The following is a 22,033-nucleotide window of genomic DNA, read 5'->3' as shown; positions in this document are numbered from 1 at the left end:
GCACTCGGAGAGCGTTCCATGTCTGACCGTTATATCGACTTCGCCAACTCAAGCCTCGGCCATCGCCTGGTCGCCGCCATTGGCCTGCCGTCGCCGGTACGCCTGGAACGCTGGCAGGCTGGACGCCTGCGTCCGGTGGAGGGCGCACTGTTGATCGGCGGCGGCCCGCTGGCGGCGAAGGTCCTGCCGTTTGCCAATAAACTCACCGATGCTATTTATAGCTATGGCGCCGAACCCTTGGCAGCCCCGGCCTGGATTCCCGGCCATGGTCCCAAACTCAAGGCGGTGCTGTTCGACGCCAGCCAGTTGCTGCACACCGATCAGCTCAAGCAACTGCGAGAGTTCTTCCAGCCGCTGCTGAAAAACCTCGATCACAGCGCCCATCTGGTGATCCTTGGGCACGCCCCGGAAAGCCTCGCCGATCCATTCGCCGCCAGCGCCCAGCGGGCCCTGGAAGGTTTCAGCCGGTCGCTGGCCAAGGAACTGCGCAGCGGCGGCACCCTGCAATTGCTTTATGTGGGCGACGGTGCCGAAGATCAGTTGGAAGGCGCGCTGCGGTTTTTCCTCTCGCCGAAAAGTGCCTATGTGTCAGGCCAGGTGATCCGCCTGAGCGCCTGCGCCACACACGTCCAGGACTGGACTCGGCCCCTGGCCGGACGCAAGGCCCTGGTGACCGGCGCCGCGCGCGGCATCGGCGCCTCCATCGCCGAAGCCCTGGCCCGTGACGGTGCCGACATCATTCTGCTGGACGTGCCACAGGCCAAGGCTGACCTCGACGCGTTGGCCGCACGCCTGGGCGGGCGCAGTATCGCTCTGGATATCTGTGCCGAAGACGCCGCCACACAACTGGTCGAACAGTTGCCGGACGGCATCGACATCGTTGTGCATAACGCCGGCATCACCCGCGACAAGACCCTCGCCAACATGACCCCGGAATATTGGGACGCCGTACTGGCGGTCAACCTCAACGCGCCACAAGTCCTGACCAAAGCCCTGCTCGACAGCGGCACCTTGCACGATAATGGTCGCGTGGTATTGCTGGCGTCCATCAGCGGCATCGCCGGCAATCGCGGGCAAACCAACTATGCCGCGAGCAAGGCCGGCCTGATCGGGCTGGCCCAGGCCTGGGCGCCGTCGCTGGGGGAGCGCGGGATCAGCATCAACGCGGTGGCGCCTGGTTTTATCGAAACCCAGATGACCGCCCATATTCCCTTCGCCCTGCGTGAAGCCGGGCGACGCATGAGCTCATTGGGTCAGGGCGGTTTGCCTCAGGACGTTGCCGAAGCGGTGGCCTGGCTCGGCCAACCAGGTTCCGGGGCCGTCAGTGGGCAGACACTGCGGGTCTGTGGGCAAAGTCTGTTGGGGGCGTAAACATGGATTGGCACACACTGGACAGCACACCTTTTCTGCCGCCCCTGTATTTGCGGGCTGCGCTCAAACGCAAAATCAGCGGCACTGCCTTGCCCGAACAAGGGTTGCGTTGCTGGATGACCGTGGACCCCAAACACTTGGCGGCCTATCGCAAGGTGTGCGGTTTTGAGGACAGCGCGATCCTGCCGGCCACTTACCCACACATCCTCGCGTTTGCCTTGCAGATGCAACTGCTCACCGCCAGGGATTTTCCGTTTCCACTGCTGGGCCTGATCCATCTGAGCAATCGCATTCGTATCCTGCGCCCGCTGGGCAGCGTGGGGTACCTACGGGTCGGTGTGCGGACGCAAAATTTGCGGCCTCACGCCAAGGGCGCAACGTTTGACCTGGTGACCACGCTGGAAGATTCATTGGGCCCGCTGTGGGAAGCGCAAAGTCGAATGCTCTGCCGTGGGGTGAAACTACCGGGCGAGGTGGCGGATGATGCTGTGTTGTCGCCCACTGGCCTCAGCGAGCTGAACCGCTGGAGGGCCTCGTCCGATATTGGGCGGCGCTATGCCCGTGTATCCGGCGACTACAACCCGATTCACCTGAGTACATTAAGCGCCAAGTTGTTCGGGTTTCCTCAGGCGATTGCCCATGGGTTGTGGAACAAGGCGCGCACATTGGCCGCACTGGGCCAGCACTTGCCCACCGCCAATATCGAGATCGAGGCCGAGTTTAAAAAGCCGGTGCGCCTGCCCAGCGAAGTGACGCTATTGAGCAGCACGCCAGGGCCCAGCGGTGAGTTGCAACTGAAGGGCGCCGGCGATATAGAACATATGATCGCCAGTTGGCGTCCATTTCCCTGAAGGCAGCCCAGGTTCCTGGGCGCGCCGACAATTAAATTGTATGTATACACATTAAGTTATAACGGGAGTCAAACAGACTGCCAACTGACTTATCCTGTTGTTTTTTAAAACAACCTATTCCTTTGATCTTTCATTGATTACACCCTTGGTATTAGTCATTAAGCACAAACCGACTAAATGTATATAAATCGTTAATACCAAGTTGAGAATTGCGAGAACCCGCACCCAGGACTGTTATAGCCATACGGACGAAAGTATCGATGCCCTCTAGAAGCAGCGAACTTTCGAAAACAACAAAGGCTGTACCAGGTGCAAGGAACTCAATCATGAAAACTCAAGCAGTGTTATTCAAAGCAAGTACCGCGTTGGCCCTGATTCTGGCAATGAGTCTCGCCGGCTGCAGCAGCGGTGGTGGCGGTCATCACAGCGGTACCAGTGCATCTTCTCCGGATGCCGGTGCGGGTAGCGGGTCTGGTGGTGGTACTGGCGGTGGTGACGGCGGCGGCACCGGTGGTGGAACAGGTGGCGGTGACGGCGGCGGCACCGGTGGTGGAACAGGTGGCGGTGACGGCGGCGGTACCGGCGGTGGAACAGGTGGCGGTGACGGCGGCGGCACCGGCGGTGGAACAGGTGGCGGTACTGGCGGCGGCACCGGCGGTGGAACAGGTGGCGGTACTGGCGGCGGCACCGGCGGTGGAACAGGTGGCGGTACTGGCGGCGGCACCGGTGGTGGAACAGGTGGCGGTACTGGCTCGACCACCAGCCCGCTGGTCACTGGCCAGATTGCAGCCAACCTGGGTGGCACCCTCAGTAATGTCGGCACGGCCATTGGTGGCATCGGCACAACCGTTGGCGGTGTTCCGGTAGTCGGCATTACGGCAGGTGGGCTGGTAACGTCCGTCGGCACTGCCGTCGGCAACATCGGTACAGGCGTCAGTACCGGTCTCGGCACGCTGGGTACTAACAGCAACGCCTTGGGCACTACCCTCGCAGGTGTGGGTACCGGCGTCGCCACTCTGGGGACTGGCGTTTCCACTACTGGTCAGTCAGTGAGCACCTTACTCGGCGGCGTCCCCGTGGTCGGTACGACAGTGGCGCCCCTCACGGGCAATCTGGTGGGCACCGTCGGCCAGGCTGTCAACATGCTGGGCAACACCATAACCACGAACAGTACCACTGGGCCTCTTGGCTCCGCGACAAATGCAATAGGCGGCAAGGTACTGGTACCGGTGATTTCCCTGGTGGAAAACACCACCGGCAACCTGGGCAAGGCGACGGGTCTTGGCGCCCCGCTCAATGGCGTGCTGGATAAAGTCGGCTCGACCGTTACCGGCCTTGGCACTCAAGTGACTGGCGCCGGTGGGACTGGCAACCCTGTCACCACCCTGGTGGGCAGTGTGCTCGGCGGCGCAGGTGCGGTGCTCAACACTTCCGGTGGTTATGTGGCGCCTTCAGCCGGTACCGGTGCCGGCGGTGCTCCAGCCTCCGGTCTGCCGGAGCTGGTCGGCGGTGTCGTCGCCAACCTGGGCAATGGCCTGAACGCTGGCAACACCAACGGCACCATCAGTGCAGCGGGCGTAACGGGTGGTGCATTGGGCGGTGCAGTAGCGTCTGTGGGCACTCTGATCGGCGGCACGGGTGTAGCCAACACCGCAGCGAGTACGCCAGTTGCAGCATTGGCTACTAATGTCGGCGCAGCATTGAACCCTGTCACCTCGGGCGTTACCAGCCTGACGCAGAACGTCGGCACCACAACCGGTATTGGCGCTCCCGTCAATGGATTGGTGACAGCAGTAGGCGGGGCCGTGAGCGGTCTTGGCACGAATATCACCACTGCCAATGCCAACCCGGTTACTAATGCCGTCGGTAACGTTGTCACAACAGTGGGCGGCACTGTCGCCTCGGTGGGTGGTTTGGTCACCGGTGGCACCACCGGCGGTGGCGGCCTGCTTGGCGGTTTGAACGTCGGTGGCAGTGCCTCCGGCACAGGGACCGCAACGACCACCACAAACGCAGGTGTGGGCGGTCTGTTGGGTGGCCTGACAGGTCAAAAATAAATTGCACCTGGCCGATTAGACGGCCTCCCTTACAGCGCCTACGCTTGGTTGAGACGAGAGATTCCGCTGAGTCTCTCGTCTTTTTATTTGGGCCGTGATCGCCCAGAAAACCTTTCCCAACCGCGCCCCAAGAACGCGATGGGAATATGCGAAATGCTGCTGCAGATTGACCATGGAGTGCCCTATGCGCGCTTTGACGCCGTTGCTATTACTCACCCTCAGTGCTTTTGTCCAAGCCGAGACCCTACCCAGCTTTCTCAATAGCAACGACACCATCCGCAACCTGCCAGTACCCAACCTTCCTGCCGACGCCTACCGCTCGGTCACACCCCAAACCCAGCTGCCGGACCCTGGCGCCGCGCAAGCGCAACCGCTGCAGATGGACACCAAGGTAACCATCCGTAAACTGCAAATCGAAGGCGGGACGATTTACCCGCTCAAGGACGTCGCCCAGGTCTTCGAGCCGCTGATTGGCCACGAAACCAACCTCGCGCAACTGATTGAAGCCACCCGCAGCATCACCCGCCGTTATCAGCAAGACGGCTACCTGTTGTCTTATGCCTTCTTGCCGGATCAACGCTTCGAACAGGGCCTGGTGCGCGTGGTACTGGTGGAGGGTTACATCAAGGACTACCAGCTACAAGGCGACATCGGCTCCGTCTCGGCCTACGTCGACAAGCTGGCGGAAAAACTCAAGGCCGAACGCCCCCTGACCCGCAAGACCTTCGAACGCTACACCACGCTGATGGGCCGGATCCCAGGCGTCACCTTGCAAGCACAGGTTCCGCCGCCGGGAACTACTGACGGTGGCGCGCACATGCAAATCCAGGCGAGCCGCAAGCCATTCACCACCAGCATGAGCTTGAACGATGACAACCGTAAGGGCCTGCAGGCACTGGTGACCGGTACCAGCAATTCCCAGACCTCGATGGGTGAACAACTGAGTGTCAGTGGCCTGTTCCCGCCGGGTCACGACAAGGAGCATTACTACCGCGTCGGCTACAGCCAGTTCATCAATGCCGAAGGCACCCAGTTGGTCCTCAACGCCGAACGCTATCGCGCCGACCCACGCAGCAACGTATTACTGGACGGTGGCTTCCAACTCAAGCCGCACCAGGAAGTCGATCGTTACTCCATCGGCCTCAGTCATCCGTTGATCGCGTCCCCCACCGAGTCGTTGACCCTCGGCACACGTCTGTACACCGTTGACCAAACCACCCGCTATCAATTGGTCGGCTACCCGCAACGTTTCGACCTGGAAACCGATTCCCGTGCACTGGCCTTTGAAGCTGATTGGCGCAAGGCCAACGACCGCCAATTGCGCATCCTCAGCGCCGGGCTGTACCAGGGCATCAATGGTCTGGGTGCCAGGACCCACAGTGACTTCGAGGGCATAAAACCGGATCTGGATTTCTTCCGGTTGCGCCTGGCAGGCGTCCAGAGCGACAAGTTCTTCGATAACTGGCAAGGCGTCATGTCCGGGGCACTCTATTGGAGCAACGACACCCTGCCCGACAGCGAACGCGCGGTCTTCGGCGGGCAGAATTTCGGTCGCGGCTACCCTGATGATCAAGGCTCGGGCGATAAGGGTTGGGGCATTGCTTATGAGGTGAACTACAGCTTCAACCGTGCGGGCGAGTGGGTGAAGATTCTCCAGCCCTATGTGGTCCTGGACCGTGCCAAAAGCTGGTTCAACGAATTGCCGGTCAAGGGTAATGACATGTCCTCCGCCGCCGCCGGCCTGCGCTTTGGCGACAACAAGTACTACAACATCTCCCTGGAAGTGGCCAAGCCGATGTCGGACATCGCGCTGGACACTTTTAATCGGCGGCCGCGGTATACATTGAGTTTCAGTTATCAGCTTTAGTCACCAACGCCAAGCTTCAAGCGGCAGGCAAGAAAGAACCAACAGGTTTTTGACTTGCCGCTTGAAGCGTTGGGTTTGCGTTGCTTCGCTACCGCTTGACCAACTGCACCCTGGGTAATGGGAACAGGTTGTTCAGCGTATCCAGTAAACGCACCAGATAGATCGGCTTGCGAAACAGGTCCAGGACCTGCAGGCGCAGCATGTCGCTGACATCATCCATCTCGGCATGACCAGACATGACGATCACCGGGAGGTGTTGGCGGGAGGTGTGTTCACGCAGGCGCTTGATCAAGGAGATACCACTCTCCTCGGGCATGCGCAGGTCGGTGATGACCAAGGCGATATCGGGGTGCAAGGTCAGCTCTTGCAACGCGAAAGTGACGGAGGTGGCGGTAAAACAAACGAAGCCCTCGTTCTCCAGCGACTCGGCCAGTTCAACGAGGGCATCTTCTTCGTCATCCACCAACAGGATCTGTTGGCGGACAGCTGCAGCATTCATGAGCAATACCTTGGCTGGATCAATCGCTGACTGTCGTGCTCACGGATTGCTACCAGAATAGGTCAGGTGAGAGCATCGCCGACCTTCTTAAAGAAGTTTGAAATATCCGTTCCTAACAATTTGCCCGCAGACAGGACTACAAGTCCGATCACGGCAATGAGAATAGCGTACTCAATCGCCGTCGCCCCGTCCTTACGATGAAAAAGCAGTTGAAGCTGAACGTAGAATTTCAGCAGAAAGGTAAGGAACATAATACTTCTCCTTTGCGCGACAGGCGCCAATAGACAGGGCCGCACGATGATTGCGGTGTGCCACTAAAGCATTGTCAACAAACCCCATACTCACAACTGTAAGAAAGGACTAATCACAAAGTATTGGCCTGACGTGGGCGCCATAAGGACGGATAAATTTTCCCCGGAGTAATGGCATTTTGGCCTAGTTGGACTACCTTCAAATAGCGAAATCGTTAGATGTTCATAGCTGCCTGGTTGCGAAAATGACGCGTTCAGATTGGCGGACACGTAGTGCAACAGGAAAGGGAGATCCGTCATGAACAGTCGCTTCAGCCTGATACTGGCCGGGTTGCTACTAGTCGGGGCGCTGTTTGCCGGTTATTGGGGCCTGGTCTTGAGTCGCACGCCAGAACCCGTCGCCGTGACACCGCCCCAACAAACAGTCACCGTGGAAAAAACCGTCGCCGCCGTCGAAGACCAGACCCGCCAACCTGTGGTGGTTCTGGCGCATGATGTACCGCCTTTTGTCGCCCTCACGGCCGCCGACCTGGCGGTTGAAAAACTGCGCACGGTACCCGCGGGCAGCCTGACCAATGTTGATCAGGCCATCGGTCGTATCCCTTGGAGAACGTTGGCTGCTGGTACCTGGTTGACCGAGGGCAGCTTCACCCCCGGCGGCCCCCTCGCCCGTATGATTCGCCCTGATGAACGCGCCCTGGCGGTCTCTGTCGACGAAGTGATCGGTGCAGGAGGTCAGCTCAGTCCCGGTGATTATGTGGACGTGCTATTGGCACTGCGCCAGGAGCCCGGCAACACCGAACAGTCGGCTCAAATCATCGTTCCCGCTCTGCGCTTGCTCAGCGTGGGCGACCAGTTGGGCTTGGCCAACGATGGCAAGCCCGCATCCCCTCCCCCTGCAACCCCCGAAGAAAGAGCCCAACAGGCACAACGCCGGGCTGCCGCGCGCACCGTGGTGCTGGCTGTTCCAGAACAACTGTTGAGTCGGCTGATGCTCGCCACTCAGGCCGGCACCTTACGCTTGGCCGTGCGCAGTGCCGATGAACAACTGCTCAGCCATTACTGGGCCGGCGAAAGCGATTCGCCCGGCAAACTGCAAAGCGCCAACCGTGACCTTTATCAGTTCACCCAACTGGCCTTGGTGGGCGCGCCGAAAAAGCTCGTCCAGGGCGGCACGCAGCGCGCCGGCATCGAGATCATCCGCGGCAGCCAAGTGACCCAACAGACGGCCACACAACAAACCCCCTGATTGATCAAGGACGCCTTGAATGAGCCATCGTTACGCACCAGTGTTCACTCAAATGACCTGGGCCCTGATGCTGTCGAGCCTGCCCGTGAGCCTGGCTCTCGCAGCACCGGGCAACTGCAGCAGCCTGGGACAATTACCCGCAGTGGTGGAAGTGGGCGAAGGCTTGCAACAAGAACTGCAATCCCCGGTGGCAATCACTCGCCTGGCCGTTGGCGACCCGAAAATAGCCGATGTCCATCTCAATGGCGACCGTGGTTTTCTGCTGACCGGCGTTGCCTCCGGCACCACCAGCCTGATGGTCTGGACCCGTTGTGCCACGGCGCCTCGCCAGAGCATGGTGTTCGTCAAGGGCAAGGCCACCTCGGCCTTGACCAGTCAGACCCTGTCACCGTCCGATGACCCGACACTGCCCAGCCAAGTGCAGACCGATATCCGCTTTGTCGAGGTCAGCCGTACCAAGCTCAAGCAGGCCAGCACTTCGATTTTTGGTGGCACCAGCAACTTTCTGTTCGGCAGCCCCGGTACCGTCGGCCCCACGCCAGGCTTACCGGCCAATAACAACACGTTCAATATCGGCTTTGGCAGCGGTCGGTTCTCAGCCATGATCAATGCTCTGGAAACCAGTGGTTTTGCCTACACCCTGGCACGTCCCAGTCTCGTAGCACTGAGCGGGCAAAGCGCAACGTTCCTGGCCGGCGGCGAAGTACCGATCCCCGTGCCCAGCAGCGGCAGCAACACCATCTCCATCGAGTACAAGGAGTTCGGTATTCGCCTGACGCTGACCCCCACCGTCATTGACCATAATCGTATCTCCCTCAAGGTCGCGCCCGAAGTCAGCGAGCTGGATTACTCCAATGCTGTAAAGATCGAAGGCATTGAGGTGCCAGCCCTGACCATCCGCCGCACCGACACCAGCGTGTCCCTGGCCGATGGCGAAAGTTTCGTGATCAGCGGCCTGATCAGCTCCACCAATAACTCCACCATCAGCAAGTTCCCGGGCCTGGGTGATATACCGATCCTCGGCGCGTTTTTTCGCAACTCCAACATCAACCGCGAAGAAAAAGAACTGCTGATGATCGTCACTCCGCACCTGGTCCAGCCTCTCGCCGCCAATGCCAGGTTACCGTCCCTGCCCGGAGAGAAACTGCGCACCTACGACCCGAACTGGTACCGCCTGTACTTCCTGGAGAACGGCAACTTCGACCGTCGCAGTGGGCTGTCCCAATGACCGATAGCCTGAGCCAGACTTTTCTGGCGATCACCCGCAACACCACCGATCTGGAATGGCTCCAGGGTGCACTGGCGCCGCTGGGCCAGGTAATCAGCGCCGGTGGCGGCAGCCTGGATGAATTACTCGCGCTGGTGGATGTGACCTTCGCCAATCTGGTGTTTGTCGGCCTCGACCGCGAGCACGTGACCGCCCAGAGCGCACTGATCGAAGGCGCCCTGGAGGCCAAGCCGATGCTGGCCATCGTCGCCCTCGGTGACGGCATGGATAACCAGTTGGTGCTCAATGCAATGCGCGCCGGAGCTCGGGACTTCGTAGCTTATGGCTCACGCTCCAGTGAAGTGGCAGGCCTGGTGCGACGCCTGAGCAAACGCCTGCCCGCCGTGACACCCAATACCCAACTGGGTGGCCTCACCGTGCTCTATGGCACCCAGCCCAACGCCGATGGAGCACTGCTAGCCAGCCATCTGGCGCTGGTGGTGCAAAAGAGCGGGCAGCAGACATTGCTGCTGGACTTGGGCCTGCCCCGTGGCGACAGCCTGGCACTCCTGGGGTTGGAAAGCTCATTCAACTTTGGTGATGCCCTGCGTCACCTGCGCCGGCTTGACACCACCTTGATCAACAGCGCTTTTACCTGCGCCGAAGATGGCCTGCGTATCCTGGCCTACGCCAACAATGACGAGCCCCTGGAGCTGACCAGCGCCGCCGAGTTGTACATGTTGCTCAGTGCCTTGCGCCAACATTTCCAGCACATCGTGGTGAACCTCACCGGGCAACCGGACAGCGAAGCCTTGCGCACCTTTGTCAGCCATTGCGACAAGCTGCTGTGGTGCACCGACCAGAGCGTGCTGGACTGCCGACGCAACCTCGCCGTACTGAACCACTGGCGGGAAAAAGGCATGAAACTGGACCATGGACGCTTGCTGATCGACCGCTACCTCAAGGGCGCCGCACCAGACAGCGAGGCCCTGGAAAAAAGCTACGGCCTGGAAATCATTGCGGTATTACCCCTGAGCCCGGAAGTAAGGTTGAACGCCAAAAACCAAGGGCAAACCTTATTCGCCCTGGCCCCCAGGGAGAGCCTGACCCAGGGCCTGAAAGCCCTTGGCGAGCGCCTGGCAAAACGCTCCGAAAGCCTGGAAAAACCCTCGATCCGCTGGTTTGAGCGATTGCTGGGGGCCGGCAAATGAACGGCGAAAAACTCTTCGGCGCGCCTACTCGTGGTGCGGGTGGCAATACCGATCACGATGGCCTGAAACTGGTGCTGCATCGCTACATCATCGACGCTATCGAAGAGTCGGGGAAAAACCTGCTGGAGGGCTCGCGCCAGTCTCTGGCGCAATTTGTCATCGACAAGGTCGCCGAGTACATCACCCGCATGCACCTGGCGATTTCCCGTTATGAAATGGAACGCCTGGCGGAAGAAATCGTCGACGAATTGACCGGTTTCGGCCCCCTGGAAGTGCTGCTGCGCGACCCCTCGGTGACCGAGATCCTGGTCAACGGCCCCCACCGGGTGTTTATCGAACGGGATGGTTTGCTGCACCAGAGCGATCTGCGCTTTATCGACGCCCACCATGTGGAGCGAGTCATGCAACGCATCCTCGCGCCACTGGGGCGGCGCCTGGACGAGTCTTCGCCGATGGTCGATGCACGCCTGCCCGATGGAAGCCGGGTCAACGCCATCATCCCGCCCATTGCACTGGACGGCCCGTGCCTGTCGATTCGAAAATTTCGCAAGGACATGCTCAAGAGCAGCGACCTGGTGGCCATGCAAACCATCGATCAGAACATTTTCGATTTTTTCCAGGAGGCCGTGGGCAAGCGCTGCAACATCCTGATCAGTGGCGGTACCGGCACCGGTAAAACCACCTTGCTGAACATCCTCAGCCAGTTGATCAACCCCCATGAGCGCCTGGTGACCATCGAAGACGTGGCCGAACTGCAACTGGGCCATCCCCATGTAGTACGCCTGGAAACCCGGCCACCCAATGCCGAGGGCCATGGCGAGGTCAAGGCCAGCGACCTGATCCGTAACGCTCTGCGGATGCGCCCGGACCGCATCATTCTCGGTGAGATCCGCGGCGTGGAAGTGCTCGATGTACTCACCGCGATGAACACCGGCCACGACGGTTCCATGAGTACCGTACACGCCAACAACGCCCAGGATGCCTTGTTGCGCCTGGAAACCCTGGTGGGCTTGACCGGTCGGGTGGTGGCGGAAAAAACCCTGCGGCAGATGATCTGTGCGGCGCTGGATGTGGTGATTCAACTGACCCGTCTGCCCGATGGTCGGCGCTGTGTCAGTGAAGTGGTCGAGGTGGTGGGTGTACGTGATGACATCTACGTCACCAATACATTGTTCCGGCATGACAAGCGGACCGGCTTCGGCTTCCTGCGTGAGGCGATCAATCCCGCCGGCGACAAACTGCGCCACGAGTCGACGATATGACAGGCCCCATTCTGATACTCATCTGCGTGATCCTGATCGGCCTGTCGATACGGATGCTTCAGAACGGCATTCGCAAGGCTGAGACCGACCGGGTGCTGGAGCGCCTTGCCGAAGGGCAGCCGCTGCTGAAGGGAGAGCGCGGGGCCTTGAGCAGTCTTGAACGGATGTTCCAGCGCGCCGGCTTGGGCAAACCAACCGACAGCCTGGGGCTGTGGCTGACCTGCTGGGGCTTGGGAGTGCTCCTGGGATTGATAATAGCCGGCTGGGTCGGCGTGCTGGTCATGATGGTCTTGCCGCTGCTGGCGTTGCGGCTGTACATCGCTTGGCGTTATCAGCGGCGGCTGAAGCGGATGATCGAACAGTTGCCGCAGATGCTGGATCACACCGTGCGCAGCCTCAAATCCGGTCGCACCTTGGCGGATGCGGTTCTGGGCGCCATCGAGGCCACCGACGAACCGCTGAAGCCGGCCATGAGCCGCATCCAGCGTAACGTTCAATTGGGTGTCAGCCTGCCGGAAGCCGCCAATGACTTCGCCGAGTTTTACGAACAGGACGAATTCCGTCTGTTTGCCTTGGGCTTGAAGGTCAACCATCGGTATGGCGGCAATGCCAGCGAACTGCTGGAGAACCTGATCAAGATGATTCGTGAACGGGAACAGGGAGCACGACAACTACGGGCCATGACCGGTGAAACCCGCATCACCGCTTATGTACTGGGAGCCCTGCCGATCTCCATGGTCGGGTATTTCATGGTCATCAATCCCGAATACCTGATGACCATGTGGAACGATGGGACGGGGCGCAATCTACTGTTTACCGCCGCCGCCATGCAGGTGCTCGGTTGCCTGGCGCTCTGGCGCATGTTGCGGAGTGTTTGAGATGGCCTTGCTCATCAGCGCCCTGCTGTTCCTCGCCGCACTCGCGTTGATTGTCGGCCATCTGATGCAACAGCGACGTCGCGAACGTCTCGTCACCCAGCGACTGCAAGGGCAACTGACCCGTGAGGACCGGTTTGGCACCCTGATGCGCCAACTGGGCAACAGCCCCCTCGCCCAACGTTCAGTCAGTCTGGACAACGAAACACAGAGGTTGCTTAACCGGGTCGGCTGGAGAACGTCCAGCCAGCGTGCAATGTTTGCTGCCTTCCAGGTGGGTGTCCCCGTGGTGCTGCTTGGGCTCGCCATCCTCATGCAGGAATTGTTTTTTCCCAAGACAGAGTCGCCGTGGATTACGCCGCTGATCGCCCTGGGAATCGGTTACCTGTTACCCAAGCGCATCCTGGCCAGGGCAGCCAAATCCCGGCAACAGCACATCGCTCGAGAGATCTCGACCTTCATCCCCTTGCTGCGGATTCTGTTTGAGTCAGGCATGGCCGTTGAACAGTCTTTGCGCATTTTGAGCAACGAGGCACAGCGCCTGCTGCCGGTCCTGACCTCTGAGCTGCGCTTGGTCCTGGTGCGGGTCGACTCTGGCCTGGAGCTGGGCGAAGAGCTGGGCAAGACCGCCAAATTGCTGGCCGTGGACGAATTCACCGACACCAGCATTATTCTTCAACAACTGCTTCATCAAGGCGGCGGTGCGATGAAATCGCTGCTGGCGCTCAAACACCTGCTCGACGATCGTCGCTTGACCCGCTTGCAGGAGTACATCTCCAAGATGTCCGCCATGATGTCGGTGGTGATGATGCTCTTTCTGTTTCCCGCTTTGCTGATTGTCCTTGGGGGACCGGCGCTTATCGCCATCACCCGAGCCCTGAGTAGTATGTAAGGAGCGCTCGATGAAAGCACTGATTGCCGGCCTGGGCTTGCTGATGCTCGGCGGTTGCGCCACCAACGGCCAAGCCCCGTGGGCAACCCTGATGTCCCCGACCACATGCCCAAAACCTGGCTCCGACCAGGAGCTGTCACTGAACCTGGCCGATGAAATGGCCAACGACGGTAAGCTGCATGCCAGCCTGGCCAATCTGCAGAACCTACCCGATTCGCTGCCTCAGGTTCGCCAGCGCAAAGCCAAGGCCTACCGGTTGTTAGGCCGCAGCGAGGCCGAGCCGCTGTACCGCAGCCTGCTGGGTACCTGCATGGCCGCGGAAGGTGAGCACGGCCTGGGACAGCTTGCCGCGGGCAAGGGCGATAACGGTCAGGCCATGGCCCACTTGCAGCGCGCCGCCATGCTGGCACCCACCGATGAAAAAATTCGCAATGACTTGGGCGTGGTCTATCTCAATCAACTGCGCATTGAGGACGCACGCTTTGAATTCATGACCGCCATGGAGCTCAAGCAGAGTGATCAACTGGCGGCCGTCAACCTGGTGACCTTGTTGATCTACCAGGATAACTGGGGGCAAGCGGCGCAACTGGTCAGTCAGTTGGGCTTGAGCCCCGAGCAAGTCACCGAGGCCCAAGCCAGAGCCGAGAAGCTCAAGGGCTCAACCACGCCTGTGGCAAAGGTCAAGGGTCAAGTGGCTGCGGTGAGCGATACCCTGCCGCCGACCATCAAGTAAGGGTTCAAGGAGTTCACGATGAACATTCACTACCTGGCCAGCCTCGCATTCCTGGCATTGCCCCTGACCGCACTGGCCGTCGAGCCAGGCCCTTCCTCCCCGCAGCAGCAGGAGACCGAAAACTGGTTGACGTTGCAGGTCAGCGGGCAGGTCGCGTCACCGATCCTGCAGCAGACCACTCCCGCCGAACGCGAACAGGCCATGCAGCGTTGGCTGGACAGCAACAAACATCCGATTCCGGAATACTTTGATCAGAAAGCCGGGGGAGACACGTCAGGAGGGAGTCATTGATCGATGGCATATCGTCGGGACCTGTAGATACCGTCTTGCGCGTCACTGGGCAAGAGCCCTATCAAGTCATACAGTTGGCCCGTTGTAGCCGCTGCCGAGGTACGAGGCTGCGATAAGGGCCGCAGGACCTTCGGCGGTTTCAAGATCCTGGCGACTGCTGCGCAGCCGATCGCAGGCTGCGCCAGCGGCTACAGGTGATCGACAGCGGCCTGGTAGCCGCTGTCGAGGCACGAGGCTGCGATAAGGGCCGCAGGACCTTCGGCGGTTTCAAGATCCTGGCGACTGCTGCACAGCCGATCGCAGGCTGCGCCAGCGGCTACAGGTGATCGACAGCGGCCTTGTAGCCGCTGTCGAGGCACGAGGCTGCGATAAGGGCCGCAGGACCTTCAGCGGTTTCAAGATCCTTACGACTGCTGCGCAGCCGATCGCAGGCTGCGCCAGCGGCTACAGGTGATCGACAGCGGCCTTGTAGCCGCTGTCGAGGCACGAGGCTGCGATAAGGGCCGCAGGACCTTCGGCGGTTTCAAGATCCTGACGACTGCTGCGCAGCCGATCGCAGGCTGCGCCAGCGGCTACAGGTGATCGGCACGGCACGCGGCTACAGGAAACGACGTAGCTCAGTGCGCGGTCACCCGCTGACGCATAGACGAATTGTTAGGCGATAGTGCCAGGGCCAATTGGGTGCGGTTATGCATGTGGGTCAGGCGCAACACCTGGGACACATAGAGTTTGACCGTGTTTTCAGTGATCCCCAATTCACAGGCAATCTGATAGTTGGTCTGCCCCTTGCCAACCAGCCGGGCCACATCCAATTGCCGAGGCGACAACTGATCGAAGATCGCAGGTATTTCCTCCCCTTCGGCAGCCGCCTCACCCTCGGCTCCCGACGGCGCGGGTACCGGGCTGCGGCGAACCTTGTCCAGGTCTTGGTAAAGATCGTTGATGGAGTCGGAAAGGTATTGCAGCTTCTGGTTCAAATTACCCAGGTGCACACTTTTTTGCCGATCCGCCAACGCTGCTTCCTGGCGTTGCAGGCCTTCGAGCAACTCTTCAAGGTTAATGGGTTTCTGGTAGTAGTCAGCGATGCCGGCACGCAGGGCCTTGATCACATCCTGCTTGTCGGCACGGCCGGTCAGCATGATGGCTTCGAACGCCCGAGCTTTACCGGCCACCCGTTGCAGCGCCTGGACCAACTCGATGCCATCCATTTCCGGCATATGCAGATCACACAGCACCAGACCGATCTCGGCGTCTTCGCTGAAACGCTTCAAGGCCTGTTGGCTGGACTCACAAGGGACGCAACGATAACCACTGCTTTCAAGAAATTCGCAAAGCTCTTCCACGATCAGTGGCTGATCGTCGACCACGAGCACTTTTACCGAAGATGTAAGCTTGTTCACACGCTACTCCATGCCCTGGCAAGCCAAAGATTGACCTATCCTTTCCGACGACGTTTCCTACACAGCTGCATGAATAAACGTAGCCTACTTTCCGACTATGTACATAGCGATAGGTGGCGCCGACGACTAATGGATCCAAAACCAGGCGAAACCGAAGCCCATCAGAAGAAAGGGCGCAAAAGGCAGTTTAGTTGACGCTTCAGGAGCCAGATACCTCAGTCGCTCTCTAAGCCCTTGAGCCATAAGCGGCCATAGCCTGGGCGCGAGTATCAACCACAGGACACTGGCCACAGCCGACCCGATCAACGACAACAGCACGTACATCGAATCCGTTGCCAGGCCAAAGGCTGCCAACAGCTTCACATCGCCTGCCCCCAGGCGTCCCAGCGCGTACCCCGGCAGGGTCAGCAGCAACGCCAGGGCAAACGCCCCCAGGCCTTGAGCCGCGGAGGCTCCCAGCCAGGTGGTTGAGTTCCAGAGCAAATAGATCAGCGCCAACAAGGCCACTCCCAGTGTCAGCCGATTGGCGATCTGACGCTGACGCGCGTCCTGCATTGCACAGAGGAATAACCAAAGGAAAATAACGACGCCCTGAATCACGTAAAAAACATCCCTTTTGGCTGATTGATTCTATGCTGATATCAAGTGGTAGCAGTCAGGGTAGACGCGGTGATGAAAACAAGCCTCCCTAGCAAGCAAAAAGGGGTCGTGGCGATTGAGTTCGCCGTGGTCTTCGTGATTTTTTTCGCCGTGTTTTACGGGATGGTCAGCTATAGCCTGCCGTTGCTGTTGTTGCAGTCATTCAACCAGGCCGCCGCACAAGGGGTGCGTATCGGCGTGGGAGTAGACCCTACCGCACAAAATTACCCTACGTTGGTAAGGGACAAGGCTGTGGCCGCCGCGCAGGCCAATCTGGGCTGGATTCCTGCGGCCTTCAAGTTTGACCCCAGCTATGTCACCTCGACCTACAACGGGAGCGAGCTGACGGTGCTGATCAGTTATCCGTCGGTCAATCTCAAAGGCGTACTGCCCTTCATGGTCTTGCCGGGTATCGGCACCGTGCCGCAATTGCCGGTCAATCTAAAAGCCCAATCGAGCCTGCAATTTTGACCTCGGGCGACAAGCTCTTCGGGCGCCTGCTCGGCCGCAATAGCGCCCTGCCCCCGGACATCATCTATCCCGTTCAGCCCGCCACCGGGCTGCAATTGCAGTTGGACAATCAAGGCCGTGTCCTGCACATCGCTGGCACATTGCGCCAACAGTTGGCCCAACACCTCACCCGTGATCCCACACCACTGCTGCGTGATCTGCTGTGCGCCCACAGTGCGCTGACGGTTGAGGGGCTACCGACAGACTGGCAGCGCCACAGCCTGGACCTGGACTTCCATGGCGCCGCCGGACACGTTCTGCATACCCGAGGCGCAATAGAACCCCACAATGACGGCTGGCTGTTGCGGGCGCTGGATATCGGCGACTTGCTCAGCGGCCGCCAAGTGTCACAGGACCGCGAACAAAATCATCAACTCACCAGCCAGATGAGCGAGCAGTTGCGGGTCTGCAGCCTCTCCCGCCTGCCGGAGGTATTCAACGAACACCTGCGCAACCTGGCCCAGCGCTGGCATATTCCCTGTGTCGCCCTCGCCCTGCTGGATCAACAGGATCAAGGCTGGCTGATTTACAGCCAGTACGCCGCCCATGACGCGCCCACTCTGTGGCAAACCGGGCAACGCCTGGGCACCTGCCTGGACAGCGTCAACGGCAATATCCCGCTGAGCCTGAATGTGAGCCGGGGGCGCAACGAGCACCCGCGCTTGCAAAGTGTGTTTGGCGATACGGACGGCTTCCTGGTGCCGTATCGGGACGGTCAAGGCGTCGCCGCGTGGCTGCTGTGTGGGTTCTACACCGGCCAGCAACAGAGCAGCGAACGCGACTGGCTGAACCTCACTGCAGCCTTGGCCGCGCCGTTGCTCGGGCGCCTGCGCGAGCAGCGTCACCACCAGCAACTGGAGCGCCTGGAAGCCCTGCAAGGCCTGCTCGGAACCGGCTGGTGGGAGCTGCTGCCCACCCGCTCAGACATCCAACTGGCCCCTCAACTCATGCGCAGCCTGAGCCTGGAAGACGGCCCGACCCGGCTGGCCCTGGCCACCTGGCTGAACCTGATCCACCCCGCCGACCGCCAGGAACTCCACAGCCGCCTCCAGGACCTGCAAGACTTGGGCAAGCCGTTGCTGACCAGCGTTCGCCTGCAACGTACCGATGCCACCGAGTTGCCGATCTGGTACCGCGTCCAGGGCCAGGTCTTGGGCGCGGGTGAAAACCGGCGCTGCATCGGTTTCATGCTCGACATCAGCGACATCAAGAACCAGCAACTGCAAGTCGCCGCTGCCCATGCCCGGCTGGACAACCTGATTGCCAGTTCACCGGCGGTGATCTACGTGCAGCGCTATGTGAACGGCGCCCTGCACCCGGCGTTTTACAGCGACAGCCTGTTGCCTCTGCTCGGCTGGACCCTGGCCGAGGCAACCCACGACAGCCTGGTAGAGTGGGTCCACCCCGAAGACCGTGACCTGTACTTCGAGCGCACCCGCCAACTGCTGCGCGAAGGAAGCGTACGCAGTCGCTACCGGGTGCGGGATAAACAGGGCGATTACCACTGGCTGCTGGACGAAGCCAAGCTGCTGCGCGACGACCTCGGCCTGCCGGTGGAAGCTGTCGGCCTGTGGCTGGACGTCACCGAATCGACCCAGGCCGCACAGCGGGTCAAAGATAGCGAGGAGCGCTACCGAATCCTGGTGGAAGACTCTCCGGCGATGATCTGTCGCTATCGTCCGGACCTGACACTGACCTTCGGCAACACACCGCTGGCCAACTACATGGAGTGCCAGCCGGAGCAATTGCCGGGGACGAACCTCAGCCACTGGCTGTCGGAAGAACAACGCCAACTGTTTGTACAACGCATCAACCAATTGACCCCGGAATTCCCGGTCAGCACCGCCGAGATCAGCCTGCAATTACCTGGACGCGAACATGCCTGGTGGGTCTGGTCCGACCGTGGCGTATTCGATGAGCATGGCCAGTTGCAGGAAATCCAGGCGGTGGGGCGTGACAACACCGAAGTACGTCGCGCCCAGCAGCAACTCACCCAAAGCGCAAAAATGGCCACCCTCGGCGAAATGGCCACCGGCCTTGCCCACGAGATCAACCAGCCACTGAACGTAATGCGCATGGCGGTCGTCAATGTGCTCAAGCGCCTGGGCAACGGCGATGTACAGGTCGACTACCTCACGGAAAAACTCCAGCGCATCGATGCCCAGGTCCAGCGGGCGGCGCGGATCGTGGACCATATGCGAGTGTTTGGTCGTCGCTCGGAAGTCGAGCAGCAACCCTTCGACCCGGCCCATGCGGTTGAGGGCACCCTCGCCCTGCTTGTGGAAGGCCTGCGCGGCAAAGGCGTCGACCTGCGCATCACCGCGCAAGACATTGCGGTACAGGTCAACGGCTATGTCGACCAATTGGAACAAGTACTGATCAACCTGATGGTCAATGCCCGCGACGCCTTGCTGAGCAAGCGTGAAAACGACCGAACCTTCCAGCCCTGGATCTCGGTACACACCGAACATGACAGCCGCCATGTACGGATCTGGGTGGAAGACAACGGCGGCGGGATTGATCCACGGTTGCTGGAGCGTATTTTCGAACCGTTTTTTACCACCAAGCCGATTGGCGTGGGGACGGGGCTGGGGTTGTCGGTGAGCTATGGGATTGTGGAGAACATGGGGGGGCGGTTGAGTGTCGTCAATGGAGAGTGTGGGGCGAGGTTTTGTATCGAATTACCGGTGGTAGCGGGCTAGATCACTAGGTAGGCACGGCCTGCGTGGCAACTCAGATTGGCTCCCACATCAACCTGATTGACGTTGATCCCCAGGCCATGCAACAGGGTATCGAGCACCGTATCGAGCAACGGACCCAGTACGGTTTTTATCGTGGTAACCAGCAGCGAACTGACGCTGTTCAGAATCGACCCGAGGCCACCGATAAGTTCACCCAGCAGGTTCGAATTGCCGGGTGTCGGGCCATACATCTGAATGTTGACACCCGTCACCGTATCCGAAAGGCTGGTGACTGGGTTAGCCGCGACATAGGCATAATAAAGCGGTGGTTGTCCAATATCCAGCAAACCGGGTGAAACATAGGTATGGGCCACTGACGCATTGGCATTCGCCGCCACCTTCGTATCGACCGACAAGGCAATGCCGCCACCTACCGAGGGCACCCGAGGACTACAGTCGTTCAGTATCAACAACCGGCGACAGGTCATGGTGCCGATATCCACCAGTTTTATAGGAAAAAGTTGAATTTGTGGCGGTGTCTGGCTGTTGCCGAACACGCTGGAGGGGTCGATATTACCGACTTTCAAGGTGGCCAGCGCCGTCGTGGCATTGGTCGTCAAACTTTTATTCGAGGGGTTGGCACAACTATAACCCGTAACCCAACTGCTGCCATTGGCGGCATTCAGCGCCACGTCGACCTTCAGAGGGGGCGGTAGAATTTGAAGGTCAGGCATCGTGCAGGAAGCCCCCAACAAACAAGTCAAGCCATCAATCACCCCCACCAGATTAAGGTGCAGAAGTGAGCTCAAGGTACTGGTCAGCGGCCCCACCAATCCCGTTACCGCGTTTTTCAATGGCGCCAACGAATCCAGCACCGGCAGACCAATCGATAACAGAACTCGCAGTTGGGCTGTTTGCACGTAAATCCGATTTGGCCCGGTCTGCGGATTCTGCCCTGAGGCCACGGCCTTGGCAGGATTACCAATTGCCGACATCTGCGGAGGCTGCAATACCTGCACCTTGGCGCTGATCTGCGCCAGCCCCGGCAAGTCGATCGGGAAACTCGCAACCAGACCATTGGTTTTGTTGGCCAATTGCACAAATCCCTGAATTAGATCAAACACCCTCATGTTCACCGCAAGCGCCGAAACATCGCTGCCGCTGGCAATTTGCAGCACATTGCCCAAGACCACTTGAGTGGTACCTGCCGCCACACTGAGTGCCTGCAAACTGGCGATGGTCACCGTCGCACCCAAGGTGTGAGTGGGATCCAGCACATTGATCGCCGACTGAATCAGTTGACTGACACGGATGGTATTGCCCAGCACTTGCGAGTAGCCGACCGCCGTCAGTCCCAGATCGATTTTCAACTGGTTCAGATAACTCAACAGGGAAATATCGGCGTTAATCAAACCATTCCAGCCCGCCGCCGAGATGTTCAGGCTGCCACCCAACAAACCGGCGAACAGACTATTGAGAATGATCGACTTGCTGGAGTCTACGACGAAAGCCGTACTGCGGATTGTCAGCGCCGCGACCGGTGGCGGTAACGCAGCAACCGCCGTTGCAGACAACGTCATCTGCGCGGCCAAGGGCGTGCCACTGAACAGGTTACGCACTCCATTGACGACGCTGGTGGCCACCGTCCTGCTCGCAACTACACGGATCGCATCATTTCTGCTGGCATCAGCACTGAAGACTCGAAGATTACTGGCGTTAGTTGCCAGGGTGCCACAGGTAACAGCCAATCCCCGGCTGTTATCGTTGGCGGCGACGGTGAAGCCGTTACGTGTGGCATTTTGCGTGGCGTAATCGGACGCCGTGGTATTCGTCGCACATTGCCCACCGCGACCCGCGGCCTCCAGGGCGGAGGTGTCGGCAATGGACTGCAACTTACGCTTCTCCAGATACAACCGCCCACTGTCCACCACCAGCAACATGCACACCAGGGCCAACGCTAAGGTGCCAGCCGCCATCAACCCAATAACGCCACGCTGTCTGGAATATTCAAGTGGGGGAGACATCGAGCACTCCTTTGTCGGCACGCGGCCGAGCGCTTACTCTCCTGTGTTGAAAGTCAGTGTAGACAAGGGCTGGAGGGTACGCTGGCCAGTCGCCACGAAGGCGACTGACGGAGGGGTAGCCACTGGCGCAGCCTGCGATCGGCTGCGCAGCAGTCGTCAGGAT

General features: G+C 59.8%; 19 protein-coding genes. 14 read left to right on the top strand and 5 right to left on the bottom strand.

Annotated features, from left to right (window positions below; genetic code table 11):
• The first annotated feature begins 18 nt into the window (after window positions 1-18).
• From J7E41_RS24220 to J7E41_RS24205, 4 genes are all read left to right on the top strand, one after another.
• The gene (locus J7E41_RS24220) at window positions 19-1,371 is read left to right on the top strand and encodes a 3-oxoacyl-ACP reductase (protein ID WP_214996821.1); all 1,353 of its coding nucleotides are present in this window, start codon (window positions 19-21) and stop codon (window positions 1,369-1,371) included.
• Between the two features lie 2 nt (window positions 1,372-1,373).
• Window positions 1,374-2,222 (top strand): MaoC family dehydratase, encoded by an 849-nt coding sequence (locus J7E41_RS24215; protein ID WP_214996820.1) that lies wholly within the window; start codon window positions 1,374-1,376, stop codon window positions 2,220-2,222.
• A gap of 326 nt (window positions 2,223-2,548) precedes the next feature.
• Window positions 2,549-4,279 (top strand): collagen-like triple helix repeat-containing protein, encoded by a 1,731-nt coding sequence (locus tag J7E41_RS24210; RefSeq protein ID WP_214996819.1) that lies wholly within the window; start codon window positions 2,549-2,551, stop codon window positions 4,277-4,279.
• A gap of 184 nt (window positions 4,280-4,463) precedes the next feature.
• On the top strand, window positions 4,464-6,146 hold the full coding sequence (locus J7E41_RS24205) for a ShlB/FhaC/HecB family hemolysin secretion/activation protein (protein ID WP_214996818.1): 1,683 nt from the start codon (window positions 4,464-4,466) through the stop codon (window positions 6,144-6,146).
• An 88-nt stretch (window positions 6,147-6,234) separates the two neighbouring features.
• On the opposite strand, the gene J7E41_RS24200 is transcribed toward J7E41_RS24205, so the two are convergent.
• Together J7E41_RS24200 and J7E41_RS24195 are read right to left on the bottom strand one after the other, a co-directional pair.
• A complete protein-coding gene (locus J7E41_RS24200) occupies window positions 6,235-6,645 on the bottom strand; it encodes a response regulator (protein ID WP_214996817.1) in 411 nt (136 codons plus the stop codon).
• 62 nt (window positions 6,646-6,707) lie between these two features.
• On the bottom strand, window positions 6,708-6,896 hold the full coding sequence (locus tag J7E41_RS24195) for a Flp family type IVb pilin (RefSeq protein ID WP_214996816.1): 189 nt from the start codon (window positions 6,894-6,896) through the stop codon (window positions 6,708-6,710).
• Between the two features lie 298 nt (window positions 6,897-7,194).
• On the opposite strand from J7E41_RS24195, the gene cpaB reads away from it, so the two are divergent.
• From cpaB to J7E41_RS24155, 8 genes are read left to right on the top strand one after another with little or no spacing between them, the layout of a single operon-like run.
• Window positions 7,195-8,145 (top strand): Flp pilus assembly protein CpaB, encoded by a 951-nt coding sequence (cpaB, locus tag J7E41_RS24190; protein ID WP_214996815.1) that lies wholly within the window; start codon window positions 7,195-7,197, stop codon window positions 8,143-8,145.
• 19 nt (window positions 8,146-8,164) lie between these two features.
• Window positions 8,165-9,373, top strand: coding sequence for a type II and III secretion system protein family protein (locus J7E41_RS24185; RefSeq protein WP_214996814.1), 1,209 nt, complete (start codon window positions 8,165-8,167; stop codon window positions 9,371-9,373).
• On the top strand, window positions 9,370-10,563 hold the full coding sequence (locus J7E41_RS24180; RefSeq protein ID WP_214996813.1) for an AAA family ATPase: 1,194 nt from the start codon (window positions 9,370-9,372) through the stop codon (window positions 10,561-10,563). Before J7E41_RS24185 ends, J7E41_RS24180 begins: the two co-directional genes overlap by 4 nt.
• Complete coding sequence (locus J7E41_RS24175) at window positions 10,560-11,825, top strand: CpaF family protein (protein ID WP_214996812.1); 1,266 nt, start codon at window positions 10,560-10,562, stop codon at window positions 11,823-11,825. Before J7E41_RS24180 ends, J7E41_RS24175 begins: the two co-directional genes overlap by 4 nt.
• A complete protein-coding gene (locus J7E41_RS24170) occupies window positions 11,822-12,703 on the top strand; it encodes a type II secretion system F family protein (protein WP_214996811.1) in 882 nt (293 codons plus the stop codon). The genes J7E41_RS24175 and J7E41_RS24170 overlap by 4 nt, the downstream gene beginning before the upstream one ends.
• 1 nt (window position 12,704) lies before the next feature.
• Entirely contained in the window at window positions 12,705-13,592 is an 888-nt protein-coding gene (locus tag J7E41_RS24165) for a type II secretion system F family protein (protein ID WP_214996810.1), read from the top strand.
• Between the two features lie 10 nt (window positions 13,593-13,602).
• Window positions 13,603-14,325: a tetratricopeptide repeat protein gene (locus tag J7E41_RS24160; RefSeq protein WP_214996809.1), complete on the top strand. Its 723-nt coding sequence runs from the start codon at window positions 13,603-13,605 to the stop codon at window positions 14,323-14,325.
• 18 nt (window positions 14,326-14,343) lie between these two features.
• Complete coding sequence (locus J7E41_RS24155) at window positions 14,344-14,616, top strand: DUF3613 domain-containing protein (protein ID WP_214996808.1); 273 nt, start codon at window positions 14,344-14,346, stop codon at window positions 14,614-14,616.
• Between the two features lie 617 nt (window positions 14,617-15,233).
• Here the strand turns inward: J7E41_RS24155 and J7E41_RS24150 are convergent.
• Together J7E41_RS24150 and J7E41_RS24145 are read right to left on the bottom strand one after the other, a co-directional pair.
• Window positions 15,234-16,016 (bottom strand): response regulator transcription factor, encoded by a 783-nt coding sequence (locus J7E41_RS24150; protein ID WP_214996807.1) that lies wholly within the window; start codon window positions 16,014-16,016, stop codon window positions 15,234-15,236.
• 126 nt (window positions 16,017-16,142) lie between these two features.
• Window positions 16,143-16,616, bottom strand: coding sequence for a prepilin peptidase (locus J7E41_RS24145; RefSeq protein ID WP_214996806.1), 474 nt, complete (start codon window positions 16,614-16,616; stop codon window positions 16,143-16,145).
• A 72-nt stretch (window positions 16,617-16,688) separates the two neighbouring features.
• Between J7E41_RS24145 and J7E41_RS24140 the strand changes: the two genes are divergently transcribed.
• Together J7E41_RS24140 and J7E41_RS24135 are read left to right on the top strand one after the other, a co-directional pair.
• Window positions 16,689-17,126: a TadE/TadG family type IV pilus assembly protein gene (locus tag J7E41_RS24140; protein WP_214996805.1), complete on the top strand. Its 438-nt coding sequence runs from the start codon at window positions 16,689-16,691 to the stop codon at window positions 17,124-17,126.
• Entirely contained in the window at window positions 17,123-19,867 is a 2,745-nt protein-coding gene (locus J7E41_RS24135) for a PAS domain-containing sensor histidine kinase (RefSeq protein ID WP_214996804.1), read from the top strand. The genes J7E41_RS24140 and J7E41_RS24135 overlap by 4 nt, the downstream gene beginning before the upstream one ends.
• Here J7E41_RS24135 and J7E41_RS24130 read toward each other — a convergent pair.
• Entirely contained in the window at window positions 19,864-21,870 is a 2,007-nt protein-coding gene (locus tag J7E41_RS24130) for a pilus assembly protein TadG-related protein (protein ID WP_214996803.1), read from the bottom strand. The two genes, J7E41_RS24135 and J7E41_RS24130, sit on opposite strands and share 4 nt — an antisense overlap.
• Between the last annotated feature and the right edge of the window lie 163 nt (window positions 21,871-22,033).

Origin of the sequence: Pseudomonas fluorescens (assembly GCF_018614655.1) — a bacterium.
GTDB classification, from domain to species: domain Bacteria; phylum Pseudomonadota; class Gammaproteobacteria; order Pseudomonadales; family Pseudomonadaceae; genus Aquipseudomonas; species Aquipseudomonas fluorescens_BX.
This window is presented reverse-complemented; position numbering and strand designations above follow the sequence as displayed.

Bases quoted from the DNA above. Each gene is read 5' to 3' on its own strand.
- J7E41_RS24220 (WP_214996821.1), top strand. From the start codon at position 19: ATGTCTGACCGTTATATCGACTTCGCCAACTCAAGCCTCGGCCATCGC.
- J7E41_RS24215 (WP_214996820.1), top strand. From the start codon at position 1,374: ATGGATTGGCACACACTGGACAGCACACCTTTTCTGCCGCCCCTGTAT.
- J7E41_RS24210 (WP_214996819.1), top strand. From the start codon at position 2,549: ATGAAAACTCAAGCAGTGTTATTCAAAGCAAGTACCGCGTTGGCCCTG.
- J7E41_RS24205 (WP_214996818.1), top strand. From the start codon at position 4,464: ATGCGCGCTTTGACGCCGTTGCTATTACTCACCCTCAGTGCTTTTGTC.
- J7E41_RS24200 (WP_214996817.1), bottom strand. From the start codon at position 6,645: ATGAATGCTGCAGCTGTCCGCCAACAGATCCTGTTGGTGGATGACGAA.
- J7E41_RS24195 (WP_214996816.1), bottom strand. From the start codon at position 6,896: ATGTTCCTTACCTTTCTGCTGAAATTCTACGTTCAGCTTCAACTGCTT.
- cpaB (WP_214996815.1), top strand. From the start codon at position 7,195: ATGAACAGTCGCTTCAGCCTGATACTGGCCGGGTTGCTACTAGTCGGG.
- J7E41_RS24185 (WP_214996814.1), top strand. From the start codon at position 8,165: ATGAGCCATCGTTACGCACCAGTGTTCACTCAAATGACCTGGGCCCTG.
- J7E41_RS24180 (WP_214996813.1), top strand. From the start codon at position 9,370: ATGACCGATAGCCTGAGCCAGACTTTTCTGGCGATCACCCGCAACACC.
- J7E41_RS24175 (WP_214996812.1), top strand. From the start codon at position 10,560: ATGAACGGCGAAAAACTCTTCGGCGCGCCTACTCGTGGTGCGGGTGGC.
- J7E41_RS24170 (WP_214996811.1), top strand. From the start codon at position 11,822: ATGACAGGCCCCATTCTGATACTCATCTGCGTGATCCTGATCGGCCTG.
- J7E41_RS24165 (WP_214996810.1), top strand. From the start codon at position 12,705: ATGGCCTTGCTCATCAGCGCCCTGCTGTTCCTCGCCGCACTCGCGTTG.
- J7E41_RS24160 (WP_214996809.1), top strand. From the start codon at position 13,603: ATGAAAGCACTGATTGCCGGCCTGGGCTTGCTGATGCTCGGCGGTTGC.
- J7E41_RS24155 (WP_214996808.1), top strand. From the start codon at position 14,344: ATGAACATTCACTACCTGGCCAGCCTCGCATTCCTGGCATTGCCCCTG.
- J7E41_RS24140 (WP_214996805.1), top strand. From the start codon at position 16,689: ATGAAAACAAGCCTCCCTAGCAAGCAAAAAGGGGTCGTGGCGATTGAG.
- J7E41_RS24130 (WP_214996803.1), bottom strand. From the start codon at position 21,870: ATGTCTCCCCCACTTGAATATTCCAGACAGCGTGGCGTTATTGGGTTG.